This window comes from Pseudomonas sp. 09C 129 (genome assembly GCF_002843625.1).
In the GTDB taxonomy this organism is placed as follows: domain Bacteria; phylum Pseudomonadota; class Gammaproteobacteria; order Pseudomonadales; family Pseudomonadaceae; genus Aquipseudomonas; species Aquipseudomonas chlororaphis.
The window spans coordinates 6,798,270-6,819,806 of sequence record NZ_CP025261.1 but is presented as its reverse complement, the minus strand read 5'-3'; the positions used below and the strand labels follow the sequence as shown (position 1 = coordinate 6,819,806).

The following is a 21,537-nucleotide window of genomic DNA, read 5'->3' as shown; positions in this document are numbered from 1 at the left end:
GCTGTGACAGCTTCTGCTTTATTGGATCCAGGTCTAGAGTGAAGTCTCAGTATTTGTCCGGCCTTGTTCGCAGGCCGACCCTACACAGACAAGAGAAGCAGCATGGAATGCGCGCAAACTCGGCCAGGTGAAGCCCGCTCGGTCTTACTGATTGTTGATGATTACCCTGAAAATCTGCTCAGCATGCGTGCACTCCTGCAGCGCCACGACTGGCAGGTCATGACCGCCGCCTCGGGTGTCGAGGCCCTGGGGCTGTTACTGGAACACGACATCGATCTGGTGTTGCTGGATGTACAGATGCCGGAAATGGACGGTTTCGAAGTCGCCCGCCTGATGCGCGGCAGCCAGCGAACCCGGCTGACCCCGATCATTTTCCTCACCGCCAACGAGCAGTCCAAGGACGCGGTGATCAAGGGCTACGCCAGCGGCGCGGTGGATTATCTGTTCAAGCCGTTCGATCCGCAGATCCTCAAGCCCAAGGTGCAGGCGCTATTGGAGCAGCAGCGCAATCGCCGCGCACTGCAGCGCCTGAGCCATGACCTGGAGAGTGCCAGGGCCTTCAATGCCTCGGTGCTGGAGAACGCCGCGGAGGGGATTCTGGTAGTGGATGAGGGCGGAGTCATCCGCTTTGCCAATCCGGCGATTTCCCGCTTGCTCAACGCTCCGGTGAATGAGCTGGAGGGGGCGTGGCTGCTCGACTATCTGCAAAAGCCCCATGTGCCGCAGTGGGCCGAATCCGAGCTGTATGCCAGCTATCGCAAGGGTGAGACCTACCGCCTGCACGACGCCACGTTGCGTACGGCTCCGGGCCAGCAGGTGTCGGTGGCGTTGTCCTGCGCGCCACTGCCGAGCGAGCAGAAGGCGATGGTGGTGACCTTGCTCGACATGTCGGAAGTCCGTCATCTGCACCAGCAACTGGAATACCAGGCAGTGACCGACCCGCTGACCGGCCTGCTCAACCGTCGTGGCTTCTACCAGACCGTGGAAAGCCTGTTGTTGCGCAGCGAGCGCTCCGACAAGTCGGTGGTGCTGCTGTACCTGGACCTGGACGGATTCAAGCGGGTCAACGATTCCCTGGGGCATGACGCCGGGGACCGGGTGCTGCGCTGGGTGTCCGAACAGATAAAGGCCTGCCTGCGTTCCTTCGACATCCTGGCGCGCATAGGCGGCGATGAGTTCACCGCTTTGCTGGAGCTGGAGTTTCCGGAACAGGCGGCGAAGATTTCCGAGAAGCTCATCGAGCGCATATCGATCTGTCAGCAGTTCGATGGCCTTGAGGTCGCGCTGGGGGCCAGTATCGGTATCGCCATCTACCCCGATTGCGGTTCCAATCTGGATGGCCTGATGCGCGCGGCGGACATCGCCATGTACGAGTCCAAGCGTGCCGGGCGCCAGCAGTATCGTTATTACGACCACGAAATGAACGGCCGTGCCCGCTCGCGGCTGATGCTCGAGGAAAGCGTGCGCAGCGCGGTCGAGCACAAGGAGTTCAACCTGGTGTACCAGCCCCAGGTGGCGATTGCCGATGGGCGCCTGCGCGGTTTCGAAGCCCTGTTGCGCTGGCGGCATCCGAGTGTCGGCGATGTGCCGCCGGGGTTGTTTCTGCCGCTGCTGGAGGAGGCGCGGCTGATCAGCCGCCTGGGGAGCTGGATCTATCAGCAGAGTGCGAGCCAGCGGGCGTCCTGGAAAACACTGTTCGCCGAGCAGACCGTGCTGGGCGTGAGCTTGAGCGGCACCCAGTTCGCCATGCCGAACCTCGCCACCGAACTGCGCCAGGTCCTGGAACGCCATGGCCTGGAACCTCGGCAGTTGGAGGTCGAGATCACCGAAGACGCCCTGACCCAGAACCTCGACGAGTCGCGCAAGCAGCTGCGCCTGTTGCGCAGTCTCGGGGTGCGGGTGGCGCTGGATGACTTCGGTTCGGGCGCCTGTTCGCTGGCCCACCTGCGGGATCTGCAGCTCGATACCCTCAAGCTCGACCGTCACCTGATCGCCAGGTTGCCGGATTCGGCACGGGATGCGGCGCTGGCGCGCTGCGTGATCGACCTGTGCAAGGCGTTCGGCGTGCTGGTGATCGCCGAGGGCGTGGAGACCCTGGAGCAGTACCGCTGGCTGCAGGCCAACGGCTGCGAGTACGTGCAGGGCTTCCTGGTGGCCCGGCCGTTGATCGCCGCGGATGCCGAGCGCTTTGCCGAGCCTTTCGACTGGAGCGCGTTGCCGGGTTGAATTCGCTACACTGGCGGCCTTTCGTGATTGCATTGGCGCCCCATGACCGCGTTGAAATACCTCCAGGCCTATCCCGCCACCCTGCAAGAGCAAGTGCGCCAGCTGATTGCGCAAGGGCGGCTGGGCGATTACCTGAGCCAGCGGTACCCCGGCAAGCACGGGGTGCAGAGCGACAAGGCGCTGTACGGCTATGCCCTGGAGTTGAAGCAGGAGTACCTGCGCAACGCCCCGGCCATCGACAAGGTGCTGTTCGACAACCGCCTGGACCTGACGCACCGCGCCCTGGGCCTGCACACCACGATCTCGCGGGTCCAGGGCGGCAAGCTCAAGGCCAAGAAGGAAATCCGCATCGCTTCGCTGTTCAAGGAGGCGGCGCCGGAGTTCCTGCGCATGATCGTTGTCCACGAGCTGGCGCACTTCAAGGAAAGCGAGCACAACAAGGCGTTCTACAAGCTCTGCGAGCACATGCTGCCGGGCTATCACCAACTGGAATTCGACCTGCGGGTCTACCTGACCTGGCGCGACCTGCACGCCAGGGCAGGTGGTTCCGAGTAACCCTGTACAAGGAACGGGCGATGGACGTGAGCAAGACCAAGAGCAGCTTTTACCGCCGGCTGTATGTGGCGTACCTGATCGACAGCGGCCTGGCCAGCAATGTCCCGGCCCTGACCGAGGCCACCGGCATGCCGCGGCGCACGGCGCAGGACACCATCGCCGCCCTGGCGGATCTGGATATCGTCTGTGAGTTCGAGCAGCAGGACGGCGCGCGCAATCATGCCGGCAGCTATCGGATCAAAAGCTGGGGCGCGATCGACAAGGGCTGGATCGAGGCGAACCTGTCGCGGATCAAGACGGTGTTGGAGTATCCCTGAGGGAACTCGGCAGCCGGTCGATGCGAAGGCGAACCTGCTGGCGCCAGCAGGTTCGCGATGACGCTATCAGCTTCGGCGCATGCCGATATGCGGAATATCGTCTTCCAGGTACTCCTCGCCCACGACGTTGAAGCCGTAGCGCCCGTAATACCCCTGCAAATGCGCCTGGGCCGACAGATAGATCGGCATCTGCGGCCAGCGTTTCTGCGCCTGTTTCAGGGCGTGCTCCATCAGTTCATGGCCCAGTCCCTTGCCCCGCGCTTGCGGGGCGATCACCACGCGGCCGATGACCACGTCTCCGCCCTGGGAGGTCGGGTCGAGCAGGCGCAGATAAGCCACCAGCTGGTCATCATCCCAGGCCATCAGGTGGCAGGTGTCGCCTTCCAGGTCCTGGCCATCGACTTCCTGGTAGGCGCATTTCTGCTCGACCACGAAGACTTCGGTACGCAACTGCAGGATCGCGTACAACTGCTCCTTGCCCAGATCGGTGTGGTGTTTGCAGACCCATTCGATTGTCATCGTTTCATCCTTTGGAAAGCGGTGCCCGGATGTTAAGCGCCTGGCGGGTGGCTTGTCTTGTCTGGTGCTGGAGTGGCGTTTCTGTGAGGTAGGTCAAAATGCCATCATCGCATTGGTTCGTGGCGGTCTTCTTTGTGTAATCTGCGCTGAAGCGCTGTGCAGTGGCACCCATAAGCTACTGTTAGGAGCTGGGTCGTGGCCGTCCGCCGGCCGGAGAACCTCGAGTCTGGGCAAAAAAACACGCAGGGCTGTCCGCCCGCTAAGGATCTTTTAGCATGCCGCGATTGCATCGAGCTTTTGCTTTGATCGGATTGCTGTTGCTGGGCCAGAGCGCTTATGCGGAAAAATTGCGATTGGTCGCCGACGTCTGGCCGCCCTTCACGGATGCGACGCTGGTCAACGGCGGGCTGGCCACCGACATCGTCAGCACCGCGCTGGCCCGGGCCGGTTATGCCAGCGAGTTCGAACAGGTGCCCTGGGCGCGGGCCTTGCTTGGCGTCGGCGAGGGGCGTTACGACGTGCTGGTGAATGCCTGGTTCAATGAGGCCCGCACCCAGCTGGGGCAATTCTCCTCGGAGTATCTGGTCAATCGGGTGCGTTTCATCCGGCGCAAGGATGCCCCCATCGAATACACCAACCTCAAGCAACTGCACCAGTACCCCATCGCGGTGGTGCGCGGTTATGCCTACTCCCCCGATTTCGACAGCGATCCAGAACTGCAGAAGGTCCTGGTGCACAACTTCGCGATGGCGGTGCGCATGCTGGCAGCCGACCGGGTCAAGCTGACCCTGGAGGACGAGTACGTTGCCCGCTATTACCTGGCGCGGGAGTCGCCGCGGGTGCGTAACGCGGTGGAGTTCCTGCCCAATTCCCTGAGCGAGAACGGCCTGCATATCCTGGTCAGCCTGAAGAACCCCGCACATGCGCAGATCGTGGCGGGGTTCGATCGAGAGATCGAGGCGATGAAAGCCGACGGCAGCTACGACCGCTTGCTGCGCCAGCACGGGATGTAAGGGGGGCAGCGGCAAGCTACAAGCTACAAGCTACAAGCTACAAGCAAGGCAGTCCGCACCCGTCTTGCAGCTTGAAGCTCGAAGCTTGCAGCTGCTCTTAGGCCGCCTTGATCAGATGCGCCGCCAGGGTCCGCAAGGGGCCCAGTTGGCGGCAGATCAGCGCCAGTTGGGTCTGCACCAGCCGCTGGCCTTCATCGATCTCGTCCGGCATCTGCTCCAGCTCATTGGCCAGGGCCTCTTCGGCATCGCTCTGGATCGCCACCGGCTGCTTGCTCGCCAGGCCCTGGGCGATTTCATCGATGCTGCTGGCCAGGCTGACCCCGGCCCCGCCGATCAGGTGCTCGCGGACTTCCGCCGGCAGCTGGGTTTCCCGATGCGCGCCGAGGCCGGAGAGGTAACTGAGCAGGGTGTGCGAGAGCACCAGGAAGCGAAAGCCCACGTCCGCTTCCTTACGGAAATGCCCAGGCTCCATCAGCATGTTGGCCAGGGTGGTGGACAGCGCCGCGTCGGCGTTGTGGGCGTTGCGCCGGGCCAGGCGGTAAGCCAGGTCGTCGCTCTTGCCGGCCGCGTACTGCTGCATGATCTGCCGCAGGTAGATGCTGTTGCAGGTCAGGGTATTGGCCAGCACCTTGTTCAGGCGTCGGCCCTGCCAGTCCGGCAGGAACAGGAACACCGCCAGGCCGGCGATCAGGCTGCCCAGCAGGGTATCGAACAGGCGCGGCAGCAACAGCCCGTAGCCGTCGCCCACCTGGTTGAAGCAGAACAGCACCATGATGGTGATGGCGCCGGTGGCCAGGGTGTAGCGGGTGGTGCGGTTGGTAAAGAACACCACCCCGGCGGCAATCGCGAACAGCGACTGCACCAGCGGGCTGGGGAACAGGTCGAACAGCGCCCAGGCGACCACCAGGCCGATGGCGGTGCCGATGATTCGCTGGCCCAGCTTGCGCCGCGTGGCGCCATAGTTCGGCTGGCAGACGAACAGGGTGGTGAGGATGATCCAGTAACCCTGGGAGGGGTGGATCAGGTGCACCATGCCGTAGCCGATGCTCAGGGCCAGGGGCAGGCGCAGGGCGTGGCGAAACAGCAGCGACGTCGGGGTCAGCTGGGTGCGCAGGCGGGTCCAGACGTCCTTGAGGTTGCGCGGCGAACGGTCCAGCAGGCTGCTGTCGGTGGCGTCGGCGAGGGCGTCGGGGTTGCTGGCGTCACTGAGCAGGCGGTCGAGGGTGCCGAGGTTGGCGGCCAGCGCCCGCAGCGAACGCAGCAGGCCGCGCCAGGCCGGGTTGCTCTGGATGCGCAGGTGTTCCAGGGAGGCGTGCAGGTCGCTCAGGGCTTCGGCGAAGCTGGCGTCGTAGACGAAGGGCTGGCGCAACTGGATGGATTCGCCCAGGGCCCGGCAAGCCTTGCCCTGCTGGCGCAGCAGGCGTTGGCAGCGGAACAGTACGTCGCTGTGGAAGAACGCATCGGCCAGGGCGTTGTAGGGGTAGTGGGACGAGCTGGCGCGTTCGTGGATGTCCTGGGCGAGGAAGTACAGCTTCAGGTAGCGGCTGACTTTGGAGCCCGGCCGGCCGTTGCCGACCCGGTGCAGGATGATTTCCTTGGCGGCGTTCAGGGCCGCCACTACCCGGCCGTTCTGCTGCGCCAGTTCCAGCCGGCGTGCTTCCACGTCCAGCTGGCGGATCGGCTCGAACAGCGACGACTTGAGCTTGAGGTAATAGCCCAGCTCGCGGAACAGGCGCGCCAGGCTCTGCTGCACCGGTTGGTTGGAAAACATCGCCTGCCAGAGTACCGACAGCAGGCCGTACCAGGCGGCACCGGCCACCAACAGCAGCGGTTCGTGCCAGAAGTCGGTGACGGCGCCGCCGCGCTGGTCCACGCCGATCATGGTGTAGACCGACAGGATCAGGGTCGCCGAGGCAATCGCCCCGTAACGTTCGCCCAGGGCGCCGAGCATGGTCAGGCCAAAGCTGGCCAGCGCCAGGGCGATGACGAAGATCCAGGGGTAGGGGAACAACAGTTCGACGGAAAGGGCAGCGACGCTGAAACACACCAGGGTCACGGCCAGGGCATTGATCCGGCCTTGCCAGCTGTCGTCGGTCTCGGCCAGGGCGCTGGCGATAATCCCCAGGAACAAGGGAATCAGCAAGGCCATTTCGTCCTGGTACCAGCACAGCGCCATGCTCCCGGTCAGAGCGATGAACACCCGCACGCTGTAGCTGAATTTATCCAGCGCCCAAAGGCGCCGCAGTGACTGACGAAAGCTGGTCGATGACATGAAGTGAGAAAGCCTTCCGGGGCGATGCCGCTAAATTGAGCCAGTATTGACGACCGTGCAATGGGGTCGTCACATCCGACAGCAAATTCTGTTCCCGCTGATGTTCATCGGAACCTTTAGCCGCTGCCGAAGGCTGCGATCGACCCGAAGGGGCGCAGCGATCTGGCGCCCCGAGGTCCTGCGGACCTATCGCAGCCTGCGGCAGCGGCTACAGGATACGGGGAAGCCTTGTAGCCGCTGCCGAGCCCTGCGAGGCTGCGATCGGGCGCGCAGCGGCCGCATAACAGGCGACCGTGTTCGGCCTGTCCCACCGCAGTGGCCGGTTCTGCGGCTCCTGGGGCAGCGGCTACAGGCCAGGTGAACGGCGGATCAGACGTACTGCGCGGCCGCGTAGCCGGAGGCCCAGGCCCACTGGAAGTTGAAGCCGCCCAGGTGGCCGGTGACGTCCAGCACCTCGCCGATGAAATACAGCCCCGGGCTCTTCAGCGACTCCATGGTCTTGGACGACACCTCGCGAGTGTCGACGCCGCCCAGGGTCACTTCGGCGGTGCGATAACCCTCGGTGCCGGCCGGGACCACTTTCCAGCACGCCAGTTGCTCGGCGATCTGCGCCAGTTCGGCGTGGGTGTACTGCTTCATCGGTTTGGAGACGAACCAGTTGTCCGCCAGCAGGCCGGCCATCTTCTTGGTGAAGATCTCGCCAAGCAGGGTCTTCAGCTCGCTGTTCGGGCGTTCGGCCTGTTGCTGTTGCAGCCAGCTTGCGGCGTCGTGGTCTGGCAGCAGGTTGATCTCCACCGTGTCGCCGGATTCCCAGAACGAGGAAATCTGCAGGATCGCCGGACCGCTCAGGCCACGGTGGGTGAACAGGATGTTCTCGCGAAAGCTCATGTCGTTGCAGCTCACCAGGCAGTCCACCGAGGTACCGGACAGCTCGCCGCACAGCTCCTTGAGCTGGTCGGTGATGGTGAACGGCACCAGGCCCGCGCGGGTCGGCAGCAGCTCGTGGCCGAACTGCCTGGCCACCTGATAGCCGAAGCCGGTGGCGCCCAGGGTCGGAATCGACAGGCCGCCGGTGGCGATCACCAGGGATTGGCACTGGAGCTGGCCGAGGGTGGTTTCCAGCAGGTAGCCGCTGTCGAGCTTCTCGATCTGCTGGATCGAGGTGTCCAGGTGCAGCTGGACGCCGACCTGGTCGCACTCGTCGAGCAGCATGCCGAGGATGTCGCTGGACTTGTTGTCGCAGAACAGCTGGCCGAGTTTTTTCTCGTGGTACGGCACGCCGTGCTTGGCCACCAGGCCGATGAAATCCCACTGGGTGTAGCGGGCCAGGGCCGACTTGCAGAAATGCGGGTTGTGCGAGAGGAAATTGCCCGGCTCGGTGTACATATTGGTGAAGTTGCAGCGCCCACCGCCGGACATGAGGATCTTCTTGCCGGCCTTGTTGGCGTGGTCCAGCAGCAGCACCTGGCGGCCACGGCCGGCCGCGGTCAGCGCGCACATCAACCCTGCGGCGCCAGCGCCAATGATCACGACTTCGGTAGAGCGCAAAACGGTGTCCTCACACAAGTGTCGAGGCAACCCCGTTCCCGTAGGAGCGAGGCTTGCCCGCGATAAACGATGATGCGGTTGTACCTGGCAGACCGCGGTGCCTTGATCGCGGGCAAGCCTCGCTCCTACGGGAGAGCAGGCATTGGCCGCGGTGGTATTACAGGATGCGCACGCGCAGCGAACGGCCCTTGATCTTGCCGCTGTTCAGGCGTTGCAGGGCCTGCTTGGCAATGCCGCGGTCCACGGCGACATAGGCCTGGAAGTCGAAGATCGCGATCTTGCCGACCTGGGTGCCGGGGATGCCGGCTTCACCGGTCAGGGCGCCGAGGATGTCGCCCGGACGCACTTTGTCCTTGCGCCCGGCGCCGATGCACAGGGTGCTCATGGCCGGCAGCAGCGGGCCGCCGCCCTGGGATTTCAGGCTGTCGATCTGTTCCCAGTTCAAGGGCGACTTCTGCAATTGCTCGATGGCCTGGGCGCGGTGCGCCTCGGACGGCGCCACCAGGCTGACCGCCAGGCCCTTCTCGCCGGCGCGGCCGGTGCGGCCGACGCGGTGGATGTGGATCTCCGAATCCCGCGCCAGCTCGACGTTGATCACCATGTCCAGGGCATCGATGTCCAGGCCGCGGGCGGCCACATCGGTGGCCACCAGCACCGAGGTGCTGCGGTTGGCGAACATCGCCAATACCTGGTCGCGGTCGCGCTGTTCCAGGTCGCCGTGCAGGCCCACCGCGGACATGCCCTTGGCGGTCAGGTGGTCGACGGTTTCCTGGACCTGCTGCTTGGTGAAGCAGAAGGCCACGCAGGACTCTGGACGGAAGTGGTTCAGCACCTTGACCACCGCGTCGATGCGTTCTTCCGGCGAGATCTCGTAGAAACGCTGTTCGATCTGGCTGTCGGCGTGCAGGGCTTCGGCCTTCACCTGCTGCGGGTCGCGCATGAACTTCGAGGCCAACTGCTTGATGCCCACCGGGTAGGTGGCGGAGAACAGCAGGGTCTGCCGGCGCTCGGGGGTGTAGGCGATGATTTCTTCGATCGGGTCGTAGAAGCCCATGTCCAGCATGCGGTCGGCTTCGTCGAGGACCAGGGTGTTGAGGCCGTCGAGTTTCAGCGAGCCCTTGCGCAGGTGCTGGGACAGGCGGCCCGGGGTGCCGACGATGATGTGCGCGCCGTGTTCCAGCGAGGCGATCTGCGGGCCGAAGGACACGCCGCCGCACAGGGTCAGGACCTTGATGTTGTCTTCGGCGCGGGCCAGGCGGCGGATTTCCTTGGCCACCTGGTCGGCCAGCTCGCGGGTCGGGCAGATCACCAGGGCCTGGCAACCGAAGTAGCGCGGATTGATCGGGTTCAGCAGGCCGATGCCGAACGCGGCGGTCTTGCCGCTGCCGGTCTTGGCCTGGGCGATCAGGTCCATCCCCTTGAGGATCACCGGCAAGCTTTGCGCCTGGACCGGCGTCATCTGGGCATAACCGAGTGAGTCGAGGTTAGCCAGCATGGCGGCGGACAGCGGCAAAGTATTAAAAGCGGTGGCAATGGTGGTCACGGGACGGGCCTGCAAAACAAAATGTCGCGCAGTGTATCAGTCCCGCTCCCTTTACCTGCAATTTCTGGACGAGCGAGCCATCGCTCGCTCCTGTAGCCGCTGCCGAAGGCTGCGATCGGCGGCGCAGCCGACGTCAATCGAGCTGCATGTTTTATCCGATGCGCCTCAGTGCTCGATATGCTCCTGGACCTTCTTCGCCCGTCGGCCGTCCCTGGGCGACAGCTGCAGGAAGATCGCCGCCGCCAGCATCGCCATGATCCCCACCGTGAGGAAGGTCAGCTGGAAGGCGCCGAGCACGGTGTTCACGCCATCGTTGCCGACTTCGGCGGTGAAGCCGCCGAGCAGCGCGCCGGCGCAGGCCACCCCCAGGCTCAGGGACAGTTGCGCCACCACCGATAGCAGGCTGTTGCCGCTGCTGGCGGAAGCGTCGTCGAGGTCGATCAGGGTCACGGTGTTCATCGCAGTGAACTGCAGCGAGTTGATCGCCCCCAGCACCGCCAGCATGCCCAGCAGTAGCGGGTAGGGCGTCTGTTCCGTCACTAGACCCATGCTGGCGAGCATGATCCCCAGCGCCAGGGTGTTGCCGGTGAGGACGATGCGGTAGCCCAGGCGTTCGATCAGCGGACGGGCGATGGACTTGGCGAGCATCGCCGCGGCGGCCAGCGGCAGCATGCTCATCCCGGCCTGGGACGGTGAATAACCGAGGGCCACTTGCAGCAGCAAGGGCACCAGGAACGGCAGGGCGCCGCTGCCGAGGCGGGCGAACAGATTGCCGAGGATGCCTACGGCAAAGGTCCGCACCTTGAACAGCGAAGGCGCGAACAGCGGGTTGTCGATATGCCCGGCCCGCAGCCAGTAGGCCGCGAGGCAGGCCAGGCCGCCGAACAGCAGCAACATCACCCGCAGGTGCGGCAGGTGCAGTTCGCCCAGGCCCTCCATAGCGATGGTGATCAGCACCATCGCCGCGCCGAACAGCAAAAAGCCCAGGCCGTCGAAACGCGTGCGCTCGCTGCCGCGCAGGTCGGGAATGAAGCGCCAGACGGCATAACAGCCGATCGCGCCCACCGGCAGGTTGATCAGGAAGATCCAGTGCCAGGTCAGGTACTGCACCATCCAGCCGCCCATGGTCGGGCCGATCAGCGGGCCGAGCAGCCCGGGAATGGTGATGAAACCCATGATCCGCACCAGTTCCGAGCGCGGGTAGGCGCGCAGCACCACCAGCCGGCCGACGGGCAGCATCAGGGCGCCTCCCAGGCCCTGGATCACCCGGGCGCCGACCAGCATGCTCAGGGAGTTGGACAGGGCACAGAGCAATGAGCCGATGCTGAACAGCAGGATGGCGCCGAAGAAGATTTTCTTGGTGCCGAAACGGTCGGCGATCCAGCCCGAGGCCGGGATCAGCAGCGCCACGGTGAGCATGTAGGCGATGACCACGCCCTGCATGCGCAACGGATCTTCCGCCAGGTCGCGGGCCATGGCCGGCAGGGCGGTATTGAGGATGGTACCGTCGAGGGATTGCATGAAAAAGGCGATGGCCACCACCCACGGCAGCCAGCGGGCGGTGGTGGCGTCAAGTTCGGCACGGTTGGGCATGGGACCTCTTTCTTGTTGTGAACACCTATCCCCCCTGCAACCGCATCGCGGGCAAGCCTCGCTCCTACAGACACGCTCCCGTAGGAGCGAGATTTGCGTGCGACAGCGGTTACAAGGTCAACGTCAGCCGGCTCACCAGTGCGCCCGGCAATTGCGCCGAGGCGGTCTGGCGCTGACTGTAGGTACTGGCCGACAGCAGCAGCTCGCGCTCCCGGGTCAGGCCTTCCAGGTGCGAACCCAGCAGGCTGTAGACGCTGTCATCGAAACGCATGGTGCTGACCGGAGCCTGGATCTCGCCGTTCTCCACCCAGAAGGTAGCGAAGCGGGTCATGCCGGTCAGGCGCGCCGCCGGCTGGTCCGAGTAGTTCAGGTACCACAGGTTGCTGATGTACAGGCCGGTGCCCAGTTGCTTGAGAATCTCCTGCTGCGACAACTGCCCGGGCGCCATGTTCAACGCGCTGGGGTATTCGCCGCTGCCGGCACCGTTGGTGGCCAGGCTGTATTCGGCGGCGCTGCGCGAGTTGATCAGTTGCCCTTGGGCGACGCCGCCGGCGATCAGCGACAGGTCGCTGCGCGGGTAGCCTTCGTCGGAAAACGCCGGGCTCAACGAGTCGCTGACCTGCTCGTCCAGCGACACCAGGGGACTCAGGCTGGCATCGCCGGCATAGAGCTTTTGCAGCGGGCTGTGCTTGCTGGCGATGGACTGTGCGGAAAACCCGCCCCAGCTCAGCATGCCCATGATTTCTTCCAGGGCCGCCGGCGCCAGGTAGGCGCGATACTGCCCGGGCGCCAGGGTGCGCAACGGTCGTCCGAGAAACGCCAGCTGTTCCCGGGCCTGCTGGAAGCGCTGGGCGAAGCCCTGGCTGCTCCATTCGTGCCCGGCGTAGCTGGCTTTGACGGCCTGGCCATTTTCGTGGAACAGGCTGAAATCGAAGTTGAAGCTGTTGGCCTGGTGCCAGCCAAAGGCTCCCGAGGAACTGGCAAAACCACGGCTGATGGGACCTGCCGCATAGAACCCCACCAGGTCCAACCCGGCGGCGGCCTGGCCGATTTCGGCCACCACCTGCTCGCTGCTGGGCAGCGGGTGTTCCTGCACATTGTGGGTGTTCCAGGCATCGGGGTTGAGCAGCAGGTACGGGTCCCGGGGCAGCAGCGGCAGGGTCTCGCGCAACTGTTGCAGGCCTTCGGCCAGGCGCTGGACATCGACCTGCGGGTCGCCGGCGAGGGTGATTTCGAGGTCGGCATGGCGCCCGTCGTCGATCAGCTTGAAGCCGAGGCTGGCCTGCTGCACTTGCCCGGCCTGGCGCACCTTGGCGTGGTTGAAACGGATGAACTGCGAAGACTCGGCGGCGTAGCTCAGGGTGAACTGCTCGGGCCCGCGCACGGCATCGCGCAGCCAGCCCACCAAAGCCTTGAACTGCTCGGCCTGATTCAGGGACGTACTCATCAGGCGTCTCCTCCAAATACATCGACATGGCTGAACACGCAGGCCGGCGAGGCATGGCCGACGCGGATCACCTGGTTCGGTTCGCCCTTGCCGCAGTTCGGCGTGCCCAGGACCTTGAAGGTGCTGGCGTCGCCGACGGCGCTGAGGTTTTTCCAGAACTGCGCGGAAATCGCCCGGTAGTTGGGGTTTTTCACCACGCCCTTGAGTTCGCCGTTCTCGATCAACTGGCCCCATTCACAGCCGAACTGGAACTTGTTGCGCGCATCGTCGATGGACCAGGAACGGTTGGTGGACATCAGGATGCCGTTCTCGATACCGCCGATCAGCTGCGCCAGCGGCTGGTCGCCGGGTTCGATATTGAGGTTGGCCATGCGGTCGATGGGCGGGCGGTTCCAGCTGCAGGCGCGGCTGTTGGCCACGCCGTCGAGGCCGGCGCGAAATTGCGAGAGCGCGCCGCCCAGCGGGCGCAGCAGCAGGCCCTGCTTGATCAGAAACTGCTTGCTGGCGGGCGTGCCGTCGTCGTCATGGCCGTAGCTGGCCAACTGCTCGGGAATGTCCGGGTCGAAGGTCACGTTGAGCAGGCTGGAGCCATATTGCAGGCTGCCGAAGTCGCTGCTTTTCACGAAGCTGGTGCCAGCGTAGTTGCGCTCGTCGCCGAGGATACGGTCCAGCTCCAGCGGGTGGCCGATGGATTCGTGGATCTGCAGCATCATCTGGTCCGGCATCAGCAACAGGTCGCGCGGGCCCTGGGGCGTATTGGGCGCCAGCAGCAATTGCAGCGCCTGGTCGGCGACCTGGGCCCCGGCGCCGATCAGCCCGCAGCGGCTGATCACGTCGGCGCCGCCTTGCTGGCCGAAGTTCTCGCGGCCCAGGCTGCGGGTCTGGCTGTCGCTGCCGTCGTAGGCGGTGACGTCCATGCCCGGGTAGACGAAGCGCTGGGCCTGGCGCAGTTCGGCGCCGGCGCTGTTGAGGTAGATCTGCTCGACCTGGGTGAGGCCGAGGCTGACCTGCCAGTTCACCAGGCGCTCGTCCCTGGGCACGGCCGCGGACTCGTCGCCAAGCAACTGGTAGCAGTCGCTCAGGGAGGGAAAGGGCTGGTCGAGGTTGGGCGAGAAGTAGTCGCCGCGGTCGCTGGACACCGCCTGTTCGCGCAGGTCGAGCAGGGCGTGGGCGGCGATCAGCCGGGCCTGTTGCTCGGCGCGTTGCAGCGCGGCCTGCAGGCCGCTTTGCGACAGGTCGTTGGTGGCGGCGTAAGCCTCGACGCCATTGACCCGCACGGTGAGCATCGCGCCTTCGTCGCGGCTCAGGCTCGGCGGCTCCGCGACGTTCTTGCGCACCGACAGGTACTGGCCGGATTCGCGCACGTAGCGCAGGGAAAAGAATTCGGCGCCCGTGCGCAAGGCAGCGAAGCGCTGCTTGAGCTGGGGGTGGAAATCGAACATCTGAGGAACCTCCATGTGAACAGTCTGGCTGTTGCAGGCCTTATCGAGAGCAAGCGGGCGTCGGGCCAGGGTTTTTCTGTAGGAGCAGCCGGTCGACGCTCGATTGCTCGCGATAAAGCCCGAAGGGCTTGGAAGCCAGGTCGGAAAAGGTGCTGGGGAATGCTGCGAGCGCCTAGATTAGGCCCGTGCGGGGCGCGGTATCAAGCAGGGAGGCGCAGGGAAATGTTGGAGAACTGTAGTCGTGGCCAAGGGCTGTGATTCGGCAATCGGGTTCTGCCTGGTGAATCGTGGTGGCTGGTTTACGTCGGCTGCGCCGCCGATCGCAGCCTGCGGCAGCGGCTACAGGCCGGATACAGCAAAAAGGCGCCGATCGTTGCGATCGGCGCCGTTCGAAGTTACTGCGCGGTAGCGCTCACTTCACGTACCGGCTTGCCACGTACCGGGGCATCGCCCGCCACGTAGTAGGCGGCCTTGCTGCGCGGTAGTGGCTGGCGGCCACGGATCTTGTCGGCGATTTTCTCGGCCATCATGATCGTCGGCGCGTTCAGGTTGCCGGTGGTGATGATCGGCATGATCGAGGCATCGACCACGCGCAGACCCTGCATGCCATGCACGCGACCCTGGCCATCGACCACGGCCATTTCGTCGGTGCCCATCTTGCACGAGCAGGATGGGTGGAACGCGGTTTCGGCGTGCTCGCGGATGAATTTATCCAGTTGCTCGTCGGTCTGCACTTCGATGCCCGGGCTGATTTCGCGGCCGCGGAAGGCGTCCAGCGCCGGCTGTTGCATGATTTCCCGGGTCAGGCGGATGCCGTCGCGGAATTCCTGCCAGTCCTGCTCGGTGGCCATGTAGTTGAAGAGGATGCTCGGGTAGTCGCGCGGGTTCTTCGACTTGAGCTGGATCCGGCCGCGGCTTGGCGAGCGCATGGAACCCATGTGCGCCTGGAAGCCGTGTTCTTTCACACCGTTGCTGCCGTTGTAGTTAATCGCCACCGGCAGGAAGTGGTACTGGATGTTCGGCCATTCGAACTCTTCGCGAGTGCGGATGAAGCCGCCGGCTTCGAACTGGTTGCTGGCGCCGATACCGGTGCCGTTGAACAGCCACTCGGCACCGATGGCTGGCTGGTTGTACCAGAGCAGCGATGGGTACAGCGAGACCGGCTGGGTGCAGGCGTACTGCAGGTACAGTTCCAGGTGGTCTTGCAGGTTTTCACCAACGCCCGGCAGGTCGTGGACCACCGGGATGTCCAGGCTTTCCAGGAGCTTGGCCGGGCCGACGCCGGAACGTTGCAGGATCTGTGGCGAGGCGATGGCGCCGGAGCACAGCAGCACTTCCTTGCGGGCACGGGCTTCGACGCGCTCTTCGGCGGAGCCGACCAGGTAACGCACGCCAACGGCACGCTTGCCTTCGAACAGGATCTTGTCGGTCAGGGCGTGGGTGACGATGCTCAGGGTCGAACGCTTTTTCGCCACGTCGAGGTAACCGCGGGCGGTACTGGCGCGACGGCCTTTAGGCGTCACGGTACGGTCCATCGGGCCGAAACCCTCCTGCTGGTAGCCGTTGAGGTCTTCGGTACGCGGGTAACCGGCCTGCACGCCGGCTTCGACCATGGCGTGGAACAGCGGGTTGTTGCCGGCTTTCGGCGTGGTCACGCTGACCGGGCCGTCGCCGCCGTGGTAGTCGTTCGGGCCGATGTCGCGGGTTTCGGCTTTACGGAAGTACGGCAGGCAGTCCAGGTACGTCCAGTCTTCCAGGCCTGGCAGTTTTGCCCAGCCGTCGTAGTCCATGGCGTTGCCGCGGATGTAGCACATGCCGTTGATCAGCGAGGAACCGCCCAGGCCCTTGCCGCGGCCGCATTCCATCCGGCGACCGTTCATGTGTGGCTCCGGGTCGGTTTCGTAGGCCCAGTTGTAGCGACGGCCTTGCAGCGGGAACGCCAGGGCGGCCGGCATCTGTGTGCGGAAGTCGAAACGGTAGTCCGGGCCGCCGGCTTCGAGCAGCAGCACGGTGACGCCTTCGTCTTCAGTCAGACGGGTCGCCAGGGTGTTACCGGCGGAGCCGGCACCGATGATGATGTAATCGTATTCTTGGGACATTGAATGCACCCTCTTTGAGATGGGTCGGATCGGACGATCAATAAACCTGTAGCCGCTGCCGAAGGCTGCGATCGGCCCGGAGCTATCGAAGGCCCTACGGGCCTTGTCGCAGCCTCGCAAGCGGGGCAGCGGCTACAGGGTTTGTCGTTCAGGCTGGGTGTCTTAGAACACCGAGGCGTAGTCGCCCAGCTCGACCTGTACCGATTTGATGCGGGTGAAGTTGTTCAGCGAGCTGATCCCGTTCTCACGGCCAACACCCGACTGCTTGTAGCCGCCGACCGGCATCTTGGCGTCGGATTCGCCCCAGGCGTTGATCCAGCAGATACCGGCTTCGAGCTGATGAATCACGCGGTGCGCGCGGTTCAGGTCACGGGTTACCACACCGGCGGCCAGGCCGAAGTCGGTGTCGTTGGCGCGACGGATCACTTCTTCTTCGGTTTCGTAGGTCAGGATGCTCATCACCGGGCCGAAGATTTCTTCGCGAACGATGGTCATCTCGTCGGTGCAGTCGGTGAACACGGTCGGCGCCACGAAAGCACCTTTGGCGAATGCGCCGTCGGTCAGGCGTTCGCCGCCGCACAGCAGGCGGGCGCCTTCTTCCTTGCCCTTGGCGATGTAGCCCAGCACGCTTTCCATGTGGGCGAAGCTGACCAGCGGGCCGAAGTTGGTGTTTTCATCTTCCGGGTTGCCAACGCGAATGCGCGCGACGCGCTCGACGATCTTGGCTTCGAAAGCGGCTTTCAGGTGGCTCGGTACGAAGACGCGGGTACCGTTGGTGCAGACCTGGCCGGAGCTGTAGAAGTTGGCCATCATCGCGGTGTCGGCGGCGCGATCCAGGTCGGCGTCGTCGAAGATGATCAGCGGCGACTTGCCGCCCAGTTCCATGGTCACGTCTTTCAGCGAGGAGCTGGAAGCGCTGGCCATGACCTTCTTGCCGGTGTCGGTGCCGCCGGTGAAGGAGACTTTCTCGATGCGCGGGTGTTCGGTCAGCCAGGTGCCGACTTCGCGGCCGCTACCGGTCAGGACGTTGAACACGCCAGCCGGAACGCCGGCTTCGGTGTAGATCTCGGCCAGTTTCAGAGTGGTCAGCGAAGTGACTTCGCTTGGCTTGAAGATCATCGCGTTACCGGCCGCCAGGGCTGGCGCGGATTTCCACAGGGCGATCTGGATCGGGTAGTTCCACGCGCCGATACCGGCCACGACGCCCAGCGGCTCGCGACGGGTGTAGACGAACGAAGTGGTGCGCAGCGGGATCTGCTCGCCTTCGATGGCCGGTACCAGGCCCGCGTAGTATTCCAGCACGTCGGCGCCGGTGACGATGTCGACATACTTGGTTTCGGAGTAGGCCTTGCCGGTGTCCAGGGTTTCCAGGGCAGCCAGTTCATCGTTGCGCTCGCGCAGGATGTCCACGGCGCGACGCAGGATGCGCGAACGCTCCATGGCGGTCATCGCGGCCCAGATCTTCTGGCCTTTCTCGGCGCTGACGACAGCGCGCTCGACGTCTTCTTTAGTCGCACGTTGCACTTGAGCGAGGACTTCACCGTTGGCCGGGTTGATGGCGTCGAAGGTGGCGTCGCTGCCGGCGTCGGTGTAGCCGCCGTCAATGTAGAGTTTTTGCAGTTCGAAACGGGCCATGTTGATAGTCCTCGCAAGTGCATGAGTGGTTGGCGTTGACCACTGGGCGCGCCGTGTAGCCTGGGCGCGCTGGTCAGTGGCGGTTCAGGGGGCCGAGCGTCTTGTAATGTGCTCTAGCGCTCCTGCTTAGCCAGTTGGAAATCCATGTATTCGTAAGCGATCCGGTGCGCCTGCTCGGTGTCGAAAGCGTCTCCCGACAGCGCGCCGCGCAACCACAAACCGTCGATCAGGGCTGCCAGGCCTCGCGCCGCGCTGCGTGCATCATCCAGCGGCAGGACGCGGCGGAACTGGCAGCACAGGTTGGAATACAGGCGGTGATCGTTGATCCGCTGCAACCTGTGCAAAGACGGGTGGTGCATGCTGGTGGCCCAGAAGGCCAGCCAGGTTTTCATTGCCGGGCCATTGACCTGGCTGGCGTCGAAGTTGCCTTCGATGATCACCTGGAGGTGCGCCCGCGGGCTGCTGTCCTCCAGCGCCTGACGGCGCGCGGTGACGTTCTCGCTGAGGACACTCATCAGATACTGCGCCGTGGCGGCGATCAGGCCGTTCTTGTCCTGAAAGTAGTGACTGATGATGCCGTTCGAGACACCGGCCAAACGGGCGATCAGCGCAATGCTGGCGTCCCCCATCCCGACCTGATCGACCGCCAGCAACGTGGCTTCGATCAACTGCTGGCGGCGTATGGGTTGCATACCGACCTTGGGCATCTTGCACATCTCCTTAGGCCTGCTGGCAGTCGTGAAACGGCTACCGGCGTGAGGGCCAGTCTATTTTGTTTTGATTGAACGTTCAATCAACAAAGAATAAGATCTGCGACAAATCGTCGCTGCCTCCAGGTCCTTCCTGCGTGTAGATGGCGGAAAAGCGACCTCCGAAAAAGTCTGAAACCCAAGCAGGGCATAGCGTGAGCCAGCGAGGACGGATGTGTTGAATGGGCAAGACGCTTAAGGCCAGGTGACGAACTGCACGTTTGCACAAGGCCTTCGACGCTGGTTCTCAACGCAACCCCTGCGGGTTCGGGCTTTTTTCGGGGTGTCTTTATATCACCCGTCGGTCGGCTGCCAACTAACCGATTGGTCGGGTGCCGTGTTGCCTTGTGTTCTTCTCTCGCACTGCCTGGAGCATCTGTGCCATGAGTTCTGCCTCTCTTATAAAGACCCCACCGGAAAAGGTGCGGGTCAACGGTTGGGTGTTCTACACCTCCACCGCGCTGATCCTGCTGCTGACCGCCATTCTGATCATCGCCCCGCAAGAGGCCGGCAGACTGCTCGGCATTGCCCAGGCCTGGTTGTCCCGCAGCTTCGGCTGGTACTACATGGTGGTGATCGCCGCCTACCTGGTCTTCGTCGTCGGCCTGGCGTTTTCCTCCTACGGCAAGCTCAAGCTGGGGACCAAGCAAGACACTCCGGATTTCAGCTATGGCGCCTGGGCCGGCATGCTGTTCTCGTCCGGTATCGGCATTTCGCTGCTGTACTTCGGTGCTTCCGAACCGCTGGACCACTACTTCAATCCGCCTGAAGGCGTACCGGGCAGCAACCAGGCCGCGCGTTCGGCGCTGCAACTGACGTTCCTGCACTGGGGCCTGCACGGCTGGGCGATCTACGCCCTGGTCGGCCTGGCCGTGGCCTACTTTGCCTACCGCCACAACCAGCCACTGGCGCTGCGTTCGGCGTTGTACCCGCTGGTGGGCGAGCGCTGGGTCAAGGGCGCGGCCGGCCACGCGGTGGACGGTTTCGGCATGTTCGTGACCCTGCTGGGCCTGGTGACCAACCTGGGCATCGGCTCGATGCAGGTGTCTTCCGGCCTGGAAAACCTGTTCGGCATGGAACACAGCAACACCAACCTGCTGATCGTGATCATCGTCATGAGTACCGTGGCCACCATCGCCGCGGTATCCGGTGTGGAAAACGGCATTCGCCGCCTGTCCAACCTGAACATCGTACTGTTCAGCGGCCTGCTGATCTTCGTGCTGCTGTTTGGTCCGACCCTGCACCTGCTCAACGGTTTCGTGCAAAACGTCGGCGATTACCTCAACGGTGTGGTGCTCAAGACCTTCGACCTCTATGTGTACGAAGGCGACAGCGCCAAGTCCGACCGCTGGCTGGGCCTGTGGACCCTGTTCTACTGGGCCTGGTGGATTTCCTGGGCGCCATTCGTCGGCATGTTCATCGCGCGTATTTCCCGCGGCCGTACCGTGCGCGAACTGGTGGCGGGCGTGCTGCTGATTCCGCTGGGCTTCACCCTGGCCTGGCTGTCGGTGTTCGGTAACTCGGCCCTGGACCTGGTGATGAACCATGGCGCGGTGGAGCTCGGCAAGACGGCGCTGGAACAGCCGTCCATGGCGATCTACCAACTGCTGGATCATTACCCGGCGTCGAAGATTGTCATCGGCGTGTCGATTTTCGTCGGCTTCGTGCTGTTCCTGACCCCGGCCGACTCCGGCGCGGTGATGATGGCCAACTTGTCCTGCAAGGGCGGCAACGTCGACGAAGACGCCCCGCACTGGCTGCGGATCTTCTGGTCGGTGGTGATCACCCTGGTGACCGTCGGCCTGCTGTTCGCCGGTAACTTCGAAGCCATGCAGACCATGGTGGTGCTGGCTGGCCTGCCGTTCTCGGTGGTGCTGGTGTGCTTCATGTTCGGCCTGCACAAGGCCATGCGCCAGGACACGCAGATCGAACAGGAACAGGCGGAACTGGCGGCCCGTGGTCGTCGTGGTTTCAGCGAGCGCCTGACCCAGCTGGACCTGCAGCCGACCCAGGCGGTGGTCCAGCGTTTCATGGACAAGCACGTGACGCCGGCACTGGAAGAAGCCGCGACCCAGCTGCGCAACCAGGGCCTGGATGTGCAAACCCTGCTGGGCAAGTCCAAGCGTTGCATGGGCGTGCGGATCGAGATGGAAGAGGGCAACCCTTTTGTCTATGAAGTGAGCCTGGACGGCTACTTGGCTGCGCCGAGCGAATCGGCCGATGCGCCCGAAGAGCGTGCACGCTACTACCGCGCCGAGGTCTACCTGCACAACGGCAGCCAGGAATACGACTTGATGGGCTTCACGCAGGAGCAGATCACCCGTGACGTGCTCGATCAGTTCGAAAGCCATCGGCAGCTCCTTGGCCGGGTCTACAGCTAAGACGTGAGGGACGCGGTGTAGCCCTGTTACGCCGCGTCCCCTGTATCGCGAGCAAGCTCGCTCCTACAAGGATTGGATTTGACCTGTAGGAGCGAGCTTGCTCGCGAAGCGCCATCCCTGACCCAGCGCAACACCCGCTCCCGCAACAGGGAGCAAACCTGCACCCTTTATTCCCGATAAAACAAAAACGCCGCGATC

At 64.0% G+C, this 21,537-nt stretch carries 15 protein-coding genes; 5 read left to right on the top strand and 10 right to left on the bottom strand.

Annotated elements, in window-relative coordinates; all coding sequences use genetic code 11:
• Positions 1-102: 102 nt before the first annotated feature.
• Genes CXQ81_RS30570 through CXQ81_RS30560 form a run of 3 tightly spaced genes read left to right on the top strand, consistent with a single transcriptional unit; the run spans position 103 to position 3,098 of the window.
• A complete protein-coding gene (locus tag CXQ81_RS30570; RefSeq protein WP_101339336.1) occupies positions 103-2,226 on the top strand; it encodes a bifunctional diguanylate cyclase/phosphodiesterase in 2,124 nt (707 codons plus the stop codon).
• 42 nt (positions 2,227-2,268) lie between these two features.
• Complete coding sequence (locus tag CXQ81_RS30565; protein ID WP_101339335.1) at positions 2,269-2,781, top strand: M48 family metallopeptidase; 513 nt, start codon at positions 2,269-2,271, stop codon at positions 2,779-2,781.
• A 20-nt stretch (positions 2,782-2,801) separates the two neighbouring features.
• The gene (locus CXQ81_RS30560; RefSeq protein ID WP_007922307.1) at positions 2,802-3,098 is read left to right on the top strand and encodes a helix-turn-helix domain-containing protein; all 297 of its coding nucleotides are present in this window, start codon (positions 2,802-2,804) and stop codon (positions 3,096-3,098) included.
• A gap of 66 nt (positions 3,099-3,164) precedes the next feature.
• Here CXQ81_RS30560 and CXQ81_RS30555 read toward each other — a convergent pair whose 3' ends face one another.
• Positions 3,165-3,617, bottom strand: coding sequence for a GNAT family N-acetyltransferase (locus CXQ81_RS30555; protein WP_007922299.1), 453 nt, complete (start codon positions 3,615-3,617; stop codon positions 3,165-3,167).
• Between the two features lie 275 nt (positions 3,618-3,892).
• On the opposite strand from CXQ81_RS30555, the gene CXQ81_RS30550 reads away from it, so the two are divergent.
• Positions 3,893-4,630, top strand: coding sequence for an ABC transporter substrate-binding protein (locus CXQ81_RS30550; protein WP_007922297.1), 738 nt, complete (start codon positions 3,893-3,895; stop codon positions 4,628-4,630).
• A gap of 97 nt (positions 4,631-4,727) precedes the next feature.
• On the opposite strand, the gene yccS is transcribed toward CXQ81_RS30550, so the two are convergent.
• From yccS to betI, 9 genes are all read right to left on the bottom strand, one after another.
• A complete protein-coding gene (gene yccS / locus CXQ81_RS30545; protein WP_087089508.1) occupies positions 4,728-6,902 on the bottom strand; it encodes a YccS family putative transporter in 2,175 nt (724 codons plus the stop codon).
• Positions 6,903-7,271: 369 nt separating this feature from the next.
• Complete coding sequence (locus tag CXQ81_RS30540; RefSeq protein WP_007922295.1) at positions 7,272-8,450, bottom strand: NAD(P)/FAD-dependent oxidoreductase; 1,179 nt, start codon at positions 8,448-8,450, stop codon at positions 7,272-7,274.
• 157 nt (positions 8,451-8,607) lie between these two features.
• Positions 8,608-9,945: an ATP-dependent RNA helicase DbpA gene (dbpA, locus tag CXQ81_RS30535; protein WP_238437657.1), complete on the bottom strand. Its 1,338-nt coding sequence runs from the start codon at positions 9,943-9,945 to the stop codon at positions 8,608-8,610.
• Positions 9,946-10,158: 213 nt separating this feature from the next.
• Positions 10,159-11,679, bottom strand: a complete 1,521-nt coding sequence (gene mdtD / locus CXQ81_RS30530; protein WP_371860917.1) for a multidrug transporter subunit MdtD — start codon at positions 11,677-11,679, stop codon at positions 10,159-10,161.
• A gap of 16 nt (positions 11,680-11,695) precedes the next feature.
• Positions 11,696-13,033: a TldD/PmbA family protein gene (locus CXQ81_RS30525; RefSeq protein WP_101339333.1), complete on the bottom strand. Its 1,338-nt coding sequence runs from the start codon at positions 13,031-13,033 to the stop codon at positions 11,696-11,698.
• Positions 13,033-14,475: a TldD/PmbA family protein gene (locus tag CXQ81_RS30520; protein ID WP_101339332.1), complete on the bottom strand. Its 1,443-nt coding sequence runs from the start codon at positions 14,473-14,475 to the stop codon at positions 13,033-13,035. Before CXQ81_RS30520 ends, CXQ81_RS30525 begins: the two co-directional genes overlap by 1 nt.
• A 395-nt stretch (positions 14,476-14,870) precedes the next feature.
• Entirely contained in the window at positions 14,871-16,574 is a 1,704-nt protein-coding gene (gene betA, locus CXQ81_RS30510; protein WP_009045967.1) for a choline dehydrogenase, read from the bottom strand.
• Between the two features lie 162 nt (positions 16,575-16,736).
• Positions 16,737-18,209 carry a betaine-aldehyde dehydrogenase gene (betB, locus tag CXQ81_RS30505; RefSeq protein WP_007925976.1) on the bottom strand — a complete coding sequence of 491 codons (1,473 nt, stop codon included), beginning with the start codon at positions 18,207-18,209 and terminating at the stop codon, positions 16,737-16,739.
• Between the two features lie 113 nt (positions 18,210-18,322).
• The gene (gene betI, locus CXQ81_RS30500; RefSeq protein WP_007925978.1) at positions 18,323-18,916 is read right to left on the bottom strand and encodes a transcriptional regulator BetI; all 594 of its coding nucleotides are present in this window, start codon (positions 18,914-18,916) and stop codon (positions 18,323-18,325) included.
• 425 nt (positions 18,917-19,341) lie between these two features.
• On the opposite strand from betI, the gene betT reads away from it, so the two are divergent.
• Positions 19,342-21,339 carry a choline BCCT transporter BetT gene (betT, locus tag CXQ81_RS30495; protein WP_007925980.1) on the top strand — a complete coding sequence of 666 codons (1,998 nt, stop codon included), beginning with the start codon at positions 19,342-19,344 and terminating at the stop codon, positions 21,337-21,339.
• The last annotated feature ends 198 nt before the right edge of the window (positions 21,340-21,537 follow it).

What these genes read in the sequence shown, in the direction of transcription:
- CXQ81_RS30570 (WP_101339336.1), top strand. Translation starts at nt 103, where the DNA reads ATGGAATGCGCGCAAACTCGGCCAGGTGAAGCCCGCTCGGTCTTACTG.
- CXQ81_RS30565 (WP_101339335.1), top strand. Translation starts at nt 2,269, where the DNA reads ATGACCGCGTTGAAATACCTCCAGGCCTATCCCGCCACCCTGCAAGAG.
- CXQ81_RS30560 (WP_007922307.1), top strand. Translation starts at nt 2,802, where the DNA reads ATGGACGTGAGCAAGACCAAGAGCAGCTTTTACCGCCGGCTGTATGTG.
- CXQ81_RS30555 (WP_007922299.1), bottom strand. Translation starts at nt 3,617, where the DNA reads ATGACAATCGAATGGGTCTGCAAACACCACACCGATCTGGGCAAGGAG.
- CXQ81_RS30550 (WP_007922297.1), top strand. Translation starts at nt 3,893, where the DNA reads ATGCCGCGATTGCATCGAGCTTTTGCTTTGATCGGATTGCTGTTGCTG.
- yccS (WP_087089508.1), bottom strand. Translation starts at nt 6,902, where the DNA reads ATGTCATCGACCAGCTTTCGTCAGTCACTGCGGCGCCTTTGGGCGCTG.
- dbpA (WP_238437657.1), bottom strand. Translation starts at nt 9,945, where the DNA reads ATGCTGGCTAACCTCGACTCACTCGGTTATGCCCAGATGACGCCGGTC.
- CXQ81_RS30525 (WP_101339333.1), bottom strand. Translation starts at nt 13,033, where the DNA reads ATGAGTACGTCCCTGAATCAGGCCGAGCAGTTCAAGGCTTTGGTGGGC.
- CXQ81_RS30520 (WP_101339332.1), bottom strand. Translation starts at nt 14,475, where the DNA reads ATGTTCGATTTCCACCCCCAGCTCAAGCAGCGCTTCGCTGCCTTGCGC.
- betA (WP_009045967.1), bottom strand. Translation starts at nt 16,574, where the DNA reads ATGTCCCAAGAATACGATTACATCATCATCGGTGCCGGCTCCGCCGGT.
- betB (WP_007925976.1), bottom strand. Translation starts at nt 18,209, where the DNA reads ATGGCCCGTTTCGAACTGCAAAAACTCTACATTGACGGCGGCTACACC.
- betI (WP_007925978.1), bottom strand. Translation starts at nt 18,916, where the DNA reads ATGCCCAAGGTCGGTATGCAACCCATACGCCGCCAGCAGTTGATCGAA.
- betT (WP_007925980.1), top strand. Translation starts at nt 19,342, where the DNA reads ATGAGTTCTGCCTCTCTTATAAAGACCCCACCGGAAAAGGTGCGGGTC.